This window comes from Bradyrhizobium sp. UFLA05-89, from assembly GCF_059803475.1.
In genome coordinates, this window is sequence record NZ_JBANBA010000112.1 from 1 (window position 1) to 13,153 (window position 13,153).

Annotated in this window: 14 protein-coding genes; 8 read left to right on the plus strand and 6 right to left on the minus strand. The window is 64.1% G+C overall.

What is annotated here, in order from left to right; translation table 11 throughout:
• Nucleotides 1-286: cupin domain-containing protein (locus tag SO139_RS37235; protein WP_498541583.1), on the minus strand; the 286-nt coding region annotated here is incomplete at its 3' end.
• Nucleotides 287-374: 88 nt separating this feature from the next.
• Between SO139_RS37235 and pdxR the strand changes: the two genes are divergently transcribed.
• Nucleotides 375-1,787 (plus strand): MocR-like pyridoxine biosynthesis transcription factor PdxR, encoded by a 1,413-nt coding sequence (gene pdxR, locus SO139_RS37240; RefSeq protein WP_498541588.1) that lies wholly within the window; start codon nt 375-377, stop codon nt 1,785-1,787.
• Between the two features lie 534 nt (nt 1,788-2,321).
• Here the strand turns inward: pdxR and SO139_RS37245 are convergent.
• Nucleotides 2,322-2,465 carry a hypothetical protein gene (locus tag SO139_RS37245; protein ID WP_474800708.1) on the minus strand — a complete coding sequence of 48 codons (144 nt, stop codon included), beginning with the start codon at nt 2,463-2,465 and terminating at the stop codon, nt 2,322-2,324.
• Between the two features lie 259 nt (nt 2,466-2,724).
• On the opposite strand from SO139_RS37245, the gene SO139_RS37250 reads away from it, so the two are divergent.
• Nucleotides 2,725-3,039, plus strand: coding sequence for a GAF domain-containing protein (locus SO139_RS37250; RefSeq protein WP_498541584.1), 315 nt, complete (start codon nt 2,725-2,727; stop codon nt 3,037-3,039).
• A gap of 131 nt (nt 3,040-3,170) precedes the next feature.
• On the opposite strand, the gene SO139_RS37255 is transcribed toward SO139_RS37250, so the two are convergent.
• Nucleotides 3,171-3,572: a DUF4864 domain-containing protein gene (locus SO139_RS37255; protein ID WP_449384139.1), complete on the minus strand. Its 402-nt coding sequence runs from the start codon at nt 3,570-3,572 to the stop codon at nt 3,171-3,173.
• Between the two features lie 13 nt (nt 3,573-3,585).
• Nucleotides 3,586-4,221 carry a TetR/AcrR family transcriptional regulator gene (locus tag SO139_RS37260; RefSeq protein WP_449384138.1) on the minus strand — a complete coding sequence of 212 codons (636 nt, stop codon included), beginning with the start codon at nt 4,219-4,221 and terminating at the stop codon, nt 3,586-3,588.
• A 241-nt stretch (nt 4,222-4,462) separates the two neighbouring features.
• On the opposite strand from SO139_RS37260, the gene SO139_RS37265 reads away from it, so the two are divergent.
• The 3 genes from SO139_RS37265 to SO139_RS37275 are packed head-to-tail and all read left to right on the plus strand — an operon-like array spanning nt 4,463 to nt 8,248.
• Nucleotides 4,463-4,954, plus strand: a complete 492-nt coding sequence (locus SO139_RS37265) for a (2Fe-2S)-binding protein (RefSeq protein WP_449384137.1) — start codon at nt 4,463-4,465, stop codon at nt 4,952-4,954.
• Nucleotides 4,951-6,000: an FAD binding domain-containing protein gene (locus SO139_RS37270; RefSeq protein ID WP_449384136.1), complete on the plus strand. Its 1,050-nt coding sequence runs from the start codon at nt 4,951-4,953 to the stop codon at nt 5,998-6,000. Before SO139_RS37265 ends, SO139_RS37270 begins: the two co-directional genes overlap by 4 nt.
• Nucleotides 5,993-8,248, plus strand: coding sequence for a xanthine dehydrogenase family protein molybdopterin-binding subunit (locus SO139_RS37275; RefSeq protein ID WP_449384135.1), 2,256 nt, complete (start codon nt 5,993-5,995; stop codon nt 8,246-8,248). The genes SO139_RS37270 and SO139_RS37275 overlap by 8 nt, the downstream gene beginning before the upstream one ends.
• Nucleotides 8,249-8,269: 21 nt before the next feature.
• On the opposite strand, the gene SO139_RS37280 is transcribed toward SO139_RS37275, so the two are convergent.
• Nucleotides 8,270-8,818, minus strand: a complete 549-nt coding sequence (locus tag SO139_RS37280) for a cupin domain-containing protein (protein ID WP_027552747.1) — start codon at nt 8,816-8,818, stop codon at nt 8,270-8,272.
• A 147-nt stretch (nt 8,819-8,965) separates the two neighbouring features.
• Here SO139_RS37280 and aptA point away from each other — a divergent pair, with 147 nt between their 5' ends.
• From aptA to SO139_RS37295, 3 genes are all read left to right on the plus strand, one after another.
• Nucleotides 8,966-10,294 carry an omega-aminotransferase AptA gene (aptA, locus tag SO139_RS37285; RefSeq protein WP_449384134.1) on the plus strand — a complete coding sequence of 443 codons (1,329 nt, stop codon included), beginning with the start codon at nt 8,966-8,968 and terminating at the stop codon, nt 10,292-10,294.
• Nucleotides 10,295-10,468: 174 nt separating this feature from the next.
• Nucleotides 10,469-11,734, plus strand: coding sequence for a D-amino acid dehydrogenase (locus SO139_RS37290; protein WP_449384133.1), 1,266 nt, complete (start codon nt 10,469-10,471; stop codon nt 11,732-11,734).
• Nucleotides 11,735-12,003: 269 nt separating this feature from the next.
• Entirely contained in the window at nt 12,004-12,450 is a 447-nt protein-coding gene (locus tag SO139_RS37295; RefSeq protein WP_449384132.1) for a GNAT family N-acetyltransferase, read from the plus strand.
• Between the two features lie 8 nt (nt 12,451-12,458).
• On the opposite strand, the gene SO139_RS37300 is transcribed toward SO139_RS37295, so the two are convergent.
• Nucleotides 12,459-13,097 (minus strand): helix-turn-helix domain-containing protein, encoded by a 639-nt coding sequence (locus SO139_RS37300; protein WP_449384131.1) that lies wholly within the window; start codon nt 13,095-13,097, stop codon nt 12,459-12,461.
• Nucleotides 13,098-13,153 lie beyond the last annotated feature (56 nt).

Below are 13,153 nucleotides of genomic sequence, written 5' to 3' on the forward strand. Positions count from 1 at the left end.
TCTGGCCCGCCTTGTAGGTCCGCGGCTTGCCGTCGTTCACCTTCGACTTAATTTCTCCGGAAACGACGTAGGCGTAGATGAAGGCCGACCTTGCGTGCGTGTGCGGAACGGAAGCCGCACCTGGCGGATAGTCGACGACGACGGCGGTCAGCGACTTGCCCGGAATGTTTGGTATCGCCTGCTCGAAGTTCGGCGTGACCTTGTCGCCAACATCATGCGCGAAGGCCGGCGAATTGGTTGCAACGGCAAGGGTGGCGTACGCGGCGACGAGAGTTCGTATCATCATGACTTTTCTCCTTTCGCCTGGAGAAATGCCCTTGCCTTGGGTCAGAAAAAAGCACCAAGAACTTACAAAAATCGTGTACCACGAGAACATGGCCAGGCCGTTTCGATTGGAACTCAACCGTTCTGCGAAGACGCCGCTGGCTGACCAGATCCGGGATGGTATCGGCGTGGCCATCGAGAGCGGCTTGCTCGCACCGGGCGCGCGCCTGCCATCCTGGCAAGACCTCGCAGCGCAGCTTGGCGTTGCGCGCGGCACCGTGCGCGCGGCTTACGAAAAGCTGTCCGCGGCGCAGCTCATCGTGGCTTCGCGAACTACCGGGACCCACGTCGCGGAGCGGCCTCGCGCAGTGAGCCGGTCCGAACAGCCTCCCGATCCGGGTTCGTTCATGGAGATGTACCAGCAGATGACCCAGGGACCGGCCATCTTCCAGATGGGGGTACCTGCAGAGGAGACATTTCCGGCCACGCTGCTCGCGCGAATCCGTGCACATGCCGTTCGCGCAGAAGTTGGCTCGCCGCCGAATTACCCAGACCCGCGAGGAGAACTTGAATTCCGGCGCGAAGTTGCCGGTTATCTTGCCATCGCGCGCGGCATCGAATGTTCGCCCTCGCAAGTCTTCGTAACCGGGGGATACAGCAGCGGCCTGGGACTGACGCTGCGGGTTCTTGGGCTTGAGGGACAGAAAGTGTGGATCGAGGAGCCCGGCTTCCCGTTCACCCGACGGGGCCTGGAACTGGCAAGATTGTCGCTTGCACCGATACCGGTCGACGCCAGCGGCATCGATGTCGACCACGGGCTGCGTCACTTCCCGGACGCGAAGGTTGTTGTCGTGACACCGGGGCAGCAAGCCCCGCTCGGATTTACTTTATCGCTGGAGCGGCGTTTACGCCTGTTCGACTGGGCCGCCCACGAAGGCGTGTGGGTGATCGAAGACGATTATCTGAGCGAACTGCAGCTGAAGGGGCGGGCAGCGCCGGCGCTTGCCTCACTCGATCGCAATGGGTGCGTCATCCACATTGGCTCTTTCAGCAAGACGATCAGTCCCACGTTGAGGCTCGGTTTCCTCGTCGCGCCCGTTACGCTCCTGTCTCGCTTCGCGGAGGTCGCCGCATGTCTCGCGCCGCCGCCTGGGCCTTCCGTGCAGCTTGCGACCGCCGAGTTCATGCGCGAAGGCCACTACATGCGCCATCTTCGGCGTACCAAGCGTGCCTACTCCGCTCAGCGAGACGCGTTGCTGGAGTGCCTTCAACTGCACGTCAAGGATGCCGCCATCGCGACAGCCGGATTGGCTGTACTACTGCGATTGTCCGACGGCACGCCGGACACATCCATTGCGAGGGAGACCCTGGCGTTTGGAATTGCACCAGCCCCCTTGTCAGCCTGGTACGCGCGCCCGGCTGCCGGACGATCGGGACTCCTTCTGGGCATCGCAACCGTGCCAAGGAAGCATCTCGCAAGAGCCTGCGAGCGTCTTTACGGGATCATCGAGCGCTTCACGTGAGGGCCTTGCTCGATTTGGGCAAGTCTTTCGTAAAACTCTTCGAGGTGGGTCGCTGCCGCAGTCGATTCCTGAAATATCAGTAGGGCGACCTTTTGGTTTCGACTGCATGTCTGGTCGTGGGCCCTCTTCGGACCCCATGCAATGGCAGCATCTGCGACGCTGTTGAAGGTTAGACGGACATCGCAGACTCGGGAGTCCACGCCCTAGACCGCCTGTCCCGCCTTCAACAATGGGCACCCAGTAATCAGCTTGCCCTTGTTGCAGGGGATGCGGCGAGCTTTGGTGGCAGGCTGTCTTCGTCGGGCACGATCGTACTCCTCGGTTCGTGAGGGCACCGAGCATGCGTTGTGAAGCGCAGATCGCGTCTCCTCTCAGAGGCTTGCGCCCGTAGGGTGCCGTCGGGGCGCTTCCCGTTCGCAGCGAATGACACCGAGTGGATCCAGTTCGCTGGTCGAGCAAGGCAGCGTCCCGGACGACGACAGTGCAAAGTGCCAGGGTTGGAACGCTGTTTGGTCCAAGTCATTGGCGATCATGTTATGCGCCGACGAAATGATGAGGAAAGCTGAGCAGTGCGAGGCGATGGCTGATAAGGTCACCGATCGGCTGATCGCTCATACTTTCCGGGAATTGGCCGGCCAATGGCGCGCCATGGCATCTCAGCTTGATGCGCTGCAGCACGCCTCGATCTATAGGATCATTCGAGACCGCCGAGGAACTTAACTTCGCTTTCGGCCCGTGCGAAGAACCATGCTACCACGGGTTCCGGCAACGGGACGCCTTTTGCATTGCGCAGGCATGCCTGACAAACTTTCGCGTCGAGCCAAATTTGCTTCCACATGGATAAACTAGCCATCTGCGCTCTGTGGAATGGTGCACGCGTTCGGTCGTCAGCCGCGCCATCAATCCCCAGGGAACTGCGCTCTACCATCTCACGGGTATGACGAAAGACTATGCGCGCTATGTCGACGGATTTGCGATCGGCCCCGCATCGCTGGCGTGCGGCCTAGCCGCTGCCAAGCGATGTGCCGTCATTACGCCGGACGTCGTGGAGGATCCACGTTGGAGTGAATGGAGTTGGCTGGCGAGTAGGTTCGGCTACCGCGCGTGTTGGTCGTTTCCCGTTGAAGCGAACGGAAGGGTTCTGGGAACTTTCGCGATGTACTATGGCGCTCCGACGGAAGCTAAGGCACGTGATTTCGAATTTGCGTCCCTTCTCTCGCGAACCGCGGCCAAGATTATCTCAAGCCATTGATGCTGCGCCACTGCATTGTTCTGGCTGCTGCTCAACTGCTCATGCCGGCCTGTGGCCCTTCTCGGACCTCATGCAATGGCTGCATTTGCGTGCGAAGGTTAAACGCACATCGCCGATTCGAGAGTCCTCGCCTAAACCGCTTGTCCCGCCTTCGACAGCGAGCATCCCGTGATCTTGTAGTTGCCGTCGGATTGCTGCTCGAGCGTGTAAAGCGCGTCCCAGGCTTCGCCATTGGCGTCGATGATGTGGACGTGCTGGCCGATCCAGTCGCCATCGACCTTGGTCTCGCCGAACTCAAAACTCTTGTGCCGGTAGATCGGCGCGTAGGCATTCTCCACCATCGCCATGAAGATGTCGGCGGCCGGGAAGATCTTCCTGATCGCGGGTGCGGCGTAGGAATACGCGGCCGCGGCGTCGTCGCGGGCAAAAGCCTGCTCCTGGGCGCGGATCACGCTCTTGGCGGCTGCGATGTCGTCGGCGTGCGCGGCCGCAAAGCTCAGGAGTAACGTGATCAGCAACACCGCAATGCGCATCACTGGCTCCGTATTATCGTTTTCGTTTCGCCGCCGGTTTTGTCTTCTTGACCGTCGCGCGCGCTGATCGTTTGGGCTGCACGCGAAGCCCGTCGACGAAGACGTCGAGCAGTCGTAGCGCGGTCGATTGCCAGCCGGGCTGGTCGTGCATGTAGCACATGCCGAAGAACGCACGCAGCAGGTCCTCCGGACTGATGTCGGCCCGCATCTGGCCGGCTGCAACCGCGCGGTCGAGCAGTGAGCCGATGGCCGTGGTCAGCCGATCGAAAGAGAAAGCATGCAGCTCCGAGCCGCTCTGCACCGCGAGCGCCAGCGCTGCCGACATGCCCTTCTTGGTGGCGACGAACTCGACATTGGAGCGCAGCCAGCGCCGCAGCGCATCGACCGGATCCTTGGCGCTCTTCAATTGCTCGGCGAGCTCGCCGAGCTGCTCGACCTCGCGGCGATAAACTGCCTCGAACAGCGCCTCGCGCGTCGGAAAATGACGATAGAGCGTGCCGATGCCGACACCGGCGCGCCTGGCCACCGCTTCCAGGCTCGCCTCCGGCCCGCCCGCGCTGAACACGGCCTTGGCCGCCTCGAGCACGCGCTCGCGATTTCGCACGGCGTCGGCGCGGGGCTTTCGGATGTTGTCGACCTGATCGTCCATGCAGACCAATCTAGATCACGATCTGGTTAGATTGAACCCTTTGCGCGAGCCATCGCGTTGTTTGCGCACGGGGTTTTTGACGAATTCCAATATTTTTCGACGGGACTTGTTAAACGGAGGGTACCTCCGTATCTTCGTCGACACGTCGGCTCGGCTCATGTTCGGGCGGCGACAGATCGACTGCGGCCACGGCGGTGGCGCGCAAGCGATCGCATATGTCCATATCTGATCGGAGCCCTGTATGACCCACTCCATCAGCCTCACCGTGAACGGTGCGCGGCGCGACTTCCATCTCGATGATCCTCGCGTCACGCTGCTCGATCTCTTGCGTGAGCGCCTGCAACTGACCGGAACCAAGAAGGGATGCGACCGTGGCCAGTGCGGCGCCTGCACCATCCTGGTCGACGGCAAGCGGATCAACTCCTGCCTCGCGCTCGCCATCAGCCATGACGGCGCCGACATCCTCACCATCGAAGGCGTTGCGCGCGGCGACCAGCTTCATCCCGTGCAGGCCGCCTTTATCGCCCATGACGGCTTTCAATGCGGCTTCTGCACGCCCGGCCAGATCATGAGCGCGATCGGAATGATGCGGGAAGCGCAGGCGGGCGATGACCCTGAACGTATCAGGGAATGCATGAGCGGCAATCTCTGCCGCTGCGGCGCCTATGCCGGCATCGTCGATGCCGTGCTCGAGGTGCAGACCAGTGAAGCCAACCAGAGGCGCTCCGCATGAAGCCGTTCGATTACGTCAGGCCCGCGACCATTGCCGAGGCCGTCACCGCCGCCGCGCAGCCCGGCGCGACCTATCTTGCCGCCGGCACCAATCTGCTCGACCTGATGAAGGGCGGCATTAGTCGCCCTGACCGTCTGGTCGACGTCACGCATCTGAATGGGCTCGACAAGATCGAGCACCTCGCCGATGGCAGCGTGCGTATCGGAGCACTCGTTCGTAATGCCGATCTCGCGCATGATGCCGCGTTTGCAAAAGCCTATCCGGCGATCGCCGAAGCACTGCTGTCGGGCGCCTCGGCGCAGCTCCGCAATGCCGCGACCGTCGGCGGCAATCTCCTGCAACGGACGCGCTGTGCGTATTTCTATGACCCCGCCAGCCGCTGCAACCGGCGCGAGGCGGGCAGCGGTTGCGATGCGCGCGGCGGCGAGAACCGGCTGCATGCCGTGCTCGGCTGGAGCGAAGGCTGCATTGCCACCCATCCCTCCGACTTTTGCGTGCCGCTGGTTGCGCTCGACGCCATCCTCGAGATCGAAGGCAAGGGTGGCCGGCGCGAGCTGCCCCTTGACGCGCTACATCGCCTGCCGGGCACAACGCCCGAGCGCGAGACGGCGCTCGAGCCGGGCGATCTGATCGTGGCGGTGCGGCTGCCGGCCGTTGCGCGGGAATTCGCGGGCCATGCGCGCTATCTCAAGGTTCGCGAGCGCACCTCCTATGCCTTTGCCGTGGTGTCCGCCGCAGCAGGGCTGACGATCGAGAACGGTAGGATCAAGGAGGCGCGGCTTGCGCTCGGCGGCGTCGCCGCAAAGCCCTGGCGCGCCCGCGCTGCGGAAGCGATGCTGAAAGGTGCCGCGCCTGAGCCGTCCGCGTTCCGCGCAGCGGGGCAAGCTGCGCTCGCTGATGCAAAACCGTCCGGCGACAACGCCTTCAAGATCGAGCTCGCGCGCCGCATCGTCGTGCGCGCGCTGACCCTTGCCGCCGCTGGAACGCCCGCGCGCATTCCGGCGCTGCCGGCCTCTCCCTTTGCTTCCGGAGCCCTGCATGCCTGAGATCAACCTCACCTCTGCGCCCGCTCATATCCGTCACGGCTCGAACATGGGCCAGCCGCTGACCCGCCGCGACGGCGTGTTGAAGGTCAAGGGACAGGCGGCCTACGCCGCGGACCATCATCCGCCGGGCATGCTGTTTGCGGTGATCGCGGTATCGAGCATCGCGCGCGGCCGCGTGACGTCGCTCGACGTCGCGGCGGCCAGGAGCCACAAGGGCGTGGTCGACGTCATGACGTCGAAACACAAGCCTGAGCTCGCGATCGACCCTGACATCAAGACCAATCCGTTCGTATTCCGGATGGAGGTCCTTCAGAGCGATGAGATCCGCTACGCCAATCAGCCGATCGCCGTCGTGATCGCGGAGACGCTGGAGGCGGCGACCGAAGGCGCAGCGCTGCTGGCCCCGTGCTATGAGACGCTAAACCCTCGCGTCGGTCTCGACGCCGGCGAAACGTTTGCGCCGCCTGTCGTCGGCGTCGGCAACCCTGCACAAGTGCAGCATGGCGATATCGACGCCGGGCTCGCCGCGGCCGCAAAGCGGATCGAGGCGACCTACGAGACGCCGCCGCAATATCACAACGCCATGGAGCCGCACGCCATCGTAGCAGCGTGGGACGGCGACACGCTCTCGATCGATACGCCGAGCCAGGCCATGGTGATGGCGCGCGCCCGCGTCGCCGAGCTGTTTGGTCTCGCGCCGGAGAAGATCAGGATTCGCAGCCCGTTCCTCGGCGGCGGTTTTGGTTCGAAAGGGTTTTTGACGGGCCCGCAGATCCTCGGCGTCATGGCGGCGAAGCTGGTCGGCAAGCCGGTGAAGCTCGTGCTGCGCCGCGAGCAGATGTACGGCCCGGTCGGGCATCGCGCGCCGACGCGGCAGCGCTTGCAGATGGGCGTCGACGCGCACGGGCGCTTCACCGCGATCGATCACCATGCGAAGACGGTATCGAGCAGCTACGACGATTTCTACGAGCCCGCGGCCGATGCTTCGCACACGCTCTACGCCAGTCCTGCGATCAGGACCACGCATGAGGCGGCGCGCGTCGACACCGGCACACCGCTGTTCATGCGCGCGCCGGGCGAGGCGAGCGGATCGATTGCGCTGGAAAGCGCAATCGACGAGATGGCGCTCGCCTGCGGCATGGATCCGCTGGCGTTTCGCCTGAAGAACTACGCCGAGGTCGAGCCGACCACCGGAAAACCGTTCTCCTCGAAGGCGCTGCGCGCCTGCTACGAGCAGGGCGCGGCGCGCTTCGGCTGGGCGAAGCGGCCACTCGCGCCACGGCAGATGCGCGACGATTCCGGTCTGCTGGTCGGCTGGGGCATGGGCACGGCAACCTTCCCGGCACTGATGTTCCAGGCCGAGGCGCGCGCGGCGATCCGCCGCGATGGCACCGGCGTGATAGAGATCGGCGCGCATGATATGGGGCAGGGCGCCTGGACGGCGCTCGCGCAGATCGCGGCCGATGGTCTCGGCCTCGAGGTCGATCGCGTCGACTTTCGCTCCGGCACCTCGGACCTGCCCGATGGCGGCATCGCCGGCGGCTCGGCGCACACCGCGACTGCGGGCAACGCGATCCATAATGCCGGCGCGGCCGTGATCGCAAAGCTTGCCGATCTCGCCACTCGCGACGAGCGCTCGCCGCTGTTCGGTGCCGGCAATGCCGGCGTGATCGCCCGCGACGGCAAACTGTTCCGGTGCGACGACGACAGCCGCGGCGAGAGCTATGCCGATATCCTCGCGCGGGCCGGCCTTGCCGAGATCGATGCGCGCGGCACCGGCGCGCCGAACCCGACGGCGCAAACCGACTACGCCATGCATGCGCATGGCGCCGTGTTTGCCGAGGTGAAGGTCGATCTCGAGCTCGGCCAGATCCGGGTCTCGCGGATGGTCGGCGCGTTCGCCGCGGGCCGCATCATCAATCCGCATCTGGTGCGGAGCCAGCTCCTCGGCGGCATGATCTGGGGCCTGTCCTTTGCGCTGCACGAGGAGGCCATCACCGACCGGCGCAGCGGTCGGATCATGAATGCCGATCTCGGCGAGTACCATATCCCCGTGAATGCCGACGTGCCGCCAATGGATGTGCTGACGGTCGAGGAGCACGATCCGCACGTCAATGCGCTCGGCATCAAGGGCGTCGGCGAGATCGGCATCACCGGCAGCGCTGGCGCGGTGGCCAACGCCGTCTGGCATGCAACCGGCGTGCGCGTGCGCCGTTTCCCGATCCGGATCGAGGAGCTGCTGACGTAGCCCTGACACGCGAGATGCGGTTCAGAACGTCGGCGGCGTGCAGGCCGAGATCACCTCGCACGGCTTGCCGCCGACGCAGCGGAAGCGGTGCGGCCTGCGGCTTTCGAAATAATAGGCATCACCCGGGTTGAGGATGCGCCGCTCGTCCTCGACGGTGACCTCGAGCTTGCCGGAGATCACCACGCCGCCTTCCTCGCCGTCATGCACCAGCGGCACACGGCCGGTGTCGCTGCCGGGCTCGTAGCGTTCTTTCAGGATCTGCAAGCTCCGGCCGAACAGATTGTCGCCGACCTGGCGGTAGGAGATCGGCTTCTTGCCGACCTCGGTCAGCTCCTCCGCACGATAGAAGATCTTGCGCCGCGTCTCCGGCTCCAGCGCGAAGAACTCGGCGAGCCCCATCGGGATGCCGTCGAGGATGCGCTTGAGCGCGCCGACGGACGGGTTCATCTGGTTGGATTCGATCAGCGAGATCGTCGAATTGGTGACACCGGAGCGTTTGGCGAGCTCGCGCTGCGACAGCTTGTGGCGCGCCCGGATGAATCGCAGCCGTCCACCGATGTCGACGCTCATGGTGCAAATCCCTGTTGCAGGTGTTGCGGATCGCGCAAATATGGACCGGCCGCCCCAACCAGATCAATGGGTTGCGGGCATGCAGAAAAGGACTTGTTGCGCCTTTAAAGCCGTGGCTCTGCTTCCGGGTCAGCAAAGGAGCGGCCTGTGACCCTTCACCAGATTCCGAACACCATCAAGACCGATTCGCACTGGATGCCGTTCACGGCCAACCGGCAGTTCAAGAAGGCTCCGCGCCTGTTCTCCTCGGCCGAGGGCATGCACTACACCAGCGTCGATGGTCGCAAGGTGATCGACGGCTCGGCGGGCCTGTGGTGTGTCAACGCCGGCCACGGCCGCAGGCAGATTGCCGCTGCGGTCGAGAAGCAGCTCATGACGCTCGACTTCGCGCCGTCATTCAATATGGGTCATCCGCTTTCGTTCGACTTCGCCGAGCGGCTCGCGGAGATCGCCCCCAAGGGCCTTGACCGCATCTTCTTCACCAACTCCGGCTCCGAGTCGGTCGACACTGCGCTCAAGATCGCGCTCGCCTATCATCGCGCCACCGGCCAGTCGAGCCGCACCCGCCTGATCGGCCGCGAGCGCGGCTATCACGGCGTCGGTTTCGGCGGCATGTCGGTCGGCGGCATGGTGGCGAACCGCCGCGCCTTTGCGACCCATCTGCCGGGCGTCGATCACATTCGCCACACCCATGACCTCACCCGCAACGCCTTTGCCAAGGACCAGCCGGCGCATGGCGCCGAGCTTGCCGACGATCTCGAGCGCCTCGTCGCGCTGCACGGCGCCGAGACGATCGCCGCCGTGATCGTCGAGCCGGTGCCGGGCTCGACCGCGGTGCTGCCGCCGCCGCAGGGCTATCTCGCGCGCCTGCGCGAGATCTGCGACAAGCACGGCATCCTCCTGATCTTCGACGAGGTCATCACCGGCTTCGGCCGCCTGGGTACGCCGTTCGCCGCCAATTTCTTCGGAGTCACGCCGGACCTGATGACGACGGCCAAGGGCATCACCAACGGCACCGTGCCCTGCGGCGCCGTGTTTGCGAGCCGCAAGGTGCATGACGGCGTGATGACCGGCCCGGAGGGCCAGATCGAGCTGTTCCACGGCTACACCTATTCGGCGCACCCGGTGGCCTGTGCCGCTGGCATCGCGACGCTCGACATCTACAAGGACGAGGGTCTGCTCACCCGTGGCGCAGGGATCGCCGAGTACTGGCGCGACGCGCTGCATTCGCTCAAAGGTCTGCCGAACGTCGTCGACATCCGCAATTGCGGCCTGATGGGCGCGGTCGAGGTCGCGCCGCGTGATGGCGCGGTCGGTGCCCGCGGCTATGACATCATGGTCGATTGTTTCAACACGGGTCTCTACCTGCGCATGAGCGGCGATTCCTTCGCGATGTCGCCGCCCCTGATCGTCGAGAAGAGCCACATCGACCAGATGGTCTCGATTCTCGGCGACGCCATCAAACGCGTGGCCTGATAATTGCTCTCGCGGGTATCGACCCCTTGTTCTTGCTAAAGCGCGATGAAATTGGGATGATTCGTCATCGCGCTTTAGGTTATTGTTTGAGCATGATCTTTTCGGAAAACCGCTTCCTACTTTTCCGGATCATGCTCTAGCGGCGCGACAAACGCCGCGGGAGTGGTGCGAAACGTGAAAGTCCTGATCCTCGGCAGCGGTGTCATCGGTGTCACCTCTGCCTATTACCTCGCGCGTGCCGGCCATGACGTGACGGTCGTCGACCGTCAGGGCGAGCCAGCGCTCGAGACGTCCTTTGCCAATGCCGGCGAGGTCTCGCCTGGCTATTCCTCGCCATGGGCGGGACCGGGCGTGCCGGTGAAGGCGATCAAATGGCTTCTGATGAAGCACGGCCCGCTGGTGATCCGGCCCAAGGTCGATCCCGTGATGTGGGTCTGGCTGCTCAAGATGCTGCGCAACTGCACGTCCACGCGCTACGCTGTCAACAAGAGCCGGATGATCCCGATCGCGGAATACAGCCGCGATTGCCTGCGTGACCTGCGCCGCGACATCGGCATTCAATATGACGAGCGCTCGAAGGGTACGCTCCAGCTCTTCCGCTACCAGGCGCAGCTCGACGGCACGGCTGAGGACATCGCCGTGCTCAAGCAGTATGGCGTGCCCTACGAGGTGCTCAATCGCGAGGGCTGCATTGCGGCTGAGCCCGCACTCGCCGGCGTGAAGGAAAAGTTCGTCGGCGGCCTGAGGCTGCCGGAGGACGAGACCGGCGACTGCCACATGTTCACGCAGGCGCTGGCCGCAGAGGCCGAAAAGCTCGGTGTGCGCTTCCTGTTCAATACGTCGATCAAGGGCATCGTCACGGATGCCTCGCGTGTCACCGGTGTTGCGACCGGCGCCGGCCTGTTGCAGGCGGATGCCTATGTCGTCGCGCTCGGAAGCTGGTCGTCGCGCCTTGTTGCCCCGCTCGGCATCTCGCTGCCGGTCTTTCCGGTGAAGGGCTATTCGATCACGGTGCCGATCACGGACGCCAGCGGCGCTCCGGAATCGACGGTGATGGACGAGAGCTACAAGGTCGCGATCACACGGCTCGGCAATCGCATCCGCGTCGGCGGCACCGCGGAGATCTCCGGCTATTCCGACAAGCTCTACGCCGCGCGTCGCGCAACGCTCGATCATTCGGTGACAGATCTCTTCCCGCGCGGCGGCGATCTCTCCAAGGCGACGTTCTGGAGCGGCCTGCGCCCGATGACACCGGACGGCCCGCCCGTGATCGGTGCCACGCGCTATTCAAATCTCCATCTCAACACCGGTCACGGCACGCTTGGCTGGACCATGTCCTGCGGTTCAGGACAGGTGCTCGCGGACATGCTGTCGGGCGAGAAGCCGCAGATCGACACGAGTGAGCTGACGGTCGATCGCTACGCGCATCGGTTTGGCTGAACGTCTCTTTCCGCGTCATTGCGAGGAGCGAGGCGACGAAGCAATCCAGACTATCTCCGCGGTGAGATCCTGGATTGCTTCGCTGCGCTCGCAATGACGATGTGGAGGTATCGGGCGTGCAAATCCATCACCGTCACCCTGAAGCGGCCCTCGAAGGGCGACGGCCGGCTGCCTCGGGGTCGTGCATCCTTCGAGGAGCGCATACCGCCTGCACCTTGGGATGACGGAGGCGGTAGTACATATGCGGCAATCAACAAAGGATCCAGTAAATGCAGATGGAACAGTTTCTCGCCGACTACGAGATCTCGACCGATCCCCACCGCTTGAACGTGGACGTCATTTACAAGTTCCTGGCAGAAGACAGCTATTGGGCGCGCGGGATCCCGCGATCCGTTGTCGAGCGTGCGATCGAGAATTCTCTCTGCTTTGGTGTGTACCATCGCGCGGAGCAAGTCGGGTTTGCCCGCGTCGTCACTGACAAGTCGACATTCGCTTTGCTTGCAGACGTCTTCATACTCGAGACCCATCGCGGCAAGGGACTGTCCAAATGGCTGATGCGCTACGTCGTCGGTCACGACAACCTGCAAGGTCTGAGGCGCCTTCTCCTCGTGACCCGCGACGCGCATGGCCTGTATAGCCAGTTCGGGTTCGAGCCGCTCGGAAGCCCGTCCCGCTTCATGGAGGTCCTACGGCCGGACGTCTATCGGCCGTCGTGACGACTGCGCTACCCCGCCCCGGTCACGCAGTTCACCCACAGCACCACGGCCTTCGCATCCTCGGCCGGGTTGGAAAACCGGTGCGGCCTTCGGCTGGCAAACCGAAAGCTGTCGCCTGTCTTCAGCGACCACGTGTCTGCATCCACCGTCAGCATCATCTCGCCTTCGAGCACGAGGCCGGCCTCCTCGCCATCATGGGTGTAGAGTTCATCGCCGGTCGAGCCGCCGGGTTCCAGGTGCACCAGGAACAGGTTGAGCCGGTTCTCGGCGCCCGCGGCGCTCAGGAGCTGTTTTGAAATGCCGGTGCGCCAGAGCTTCAGTTCGGGGCGTTGCATCCCGCGCATCACCACGGAATCTGACGCGCCATCCGTGCCTGGGCTCGCGCCGAACAGCGCGGCGATGCCCACGCCAAGCACGTCGGCGAGCGTCGCGAGCACGCGCAGCGAGGGCGAGGACAGGCCGCGCTCGATCTGGCTGAGGAAGCCGATCGACAGCGACGTGCGCTCGGCGACCGTTTCGAGCGAGAGTTGCCGTGTCCGCCTGAGATCGCGGATGCGGCGTCCGACCGCGACGTCCATTGCCGGCTCCGGCTTGGTGACCGGTTTGGTGACGGCCTTTGCCTTCTTCGCCGCGGCAGGCTTGCGCATTCTTTTACCACCGCTCACGTCAAACCGCTTCCTTCATGTGCATGAAAACCGCTTGC

Bases quoted from the DNA above. Each gene is read 5' to 3' on its own strand.
- pdxR (WP_498541588.1), top strand. From the start codon at position 375: ATGGCCAGGCCGTTTCGATTGGAACTCAACCGTTCTGCGAAGACGCCG.
- SO139_RS37250 (WP_498541584.1), top strand. From the start codon at position 2,725: ATGACGAAAGACTATGCGCGCTATGTCGACGGATTTGCGATCGGCCCC.
- SO139_RS37255 (WP_449384139.1), bottom strand. From the start codon at position 3,572: ATGCGCATTGCGGTGTTGCTGATCACGTTACTCCTGAGCTTTGCGGCC.
- SO139_RS37260 (WP_449384138.1), bottom strand. From the start codon at position 4,221: ATGGACGATCAGGTCGACAACATCCGAAAGCCCCGCGCCGACGCCGTG.
- SO139_RS37265 (WP_449384137.1), top strand. From the start codon at position 4,463: ATGACCCACTCCATCAGCCTCACCGTGAACGGTGCGCGGCGCGACTTC.
- SO139_RS37270 (WP_449384136.1), top strand. From the start codon at position 4,951: ATGAAGCCGTTCGATTACGTCAGGCCCGCGACCATTGCCGAGGCCGTC.
- SO139_RS37275 (WP_449384135.1), top strand. From the start codon at position 5,993: ATGCCTGAGATCAACCTCACCTCTGCGCCCGCTCATATCCGTCACGGC.
- SO139_RS37280 (WP_027552747.1), bottom strand. From the start codon at position 8,818: ATGAGCGTCGACATCGGTGGACGGCTGCGATTCATCCGGGCGCGCCAC.
- SO139_RS37295 (WP_449384132.1), top strand. From the start codon at position 12,004: ATGCAGATGGAACAGTTTCTCGCCGACTACGAGATCTCGACCGATCCC.
- SO139_RS37300 (WP_449384131.1), bottom strand. From the start codon at position 13,097: ATGCGCAAGCCTGCCGCGGCGAAGAAGGCAAAGGCCGTCACCAAACCG.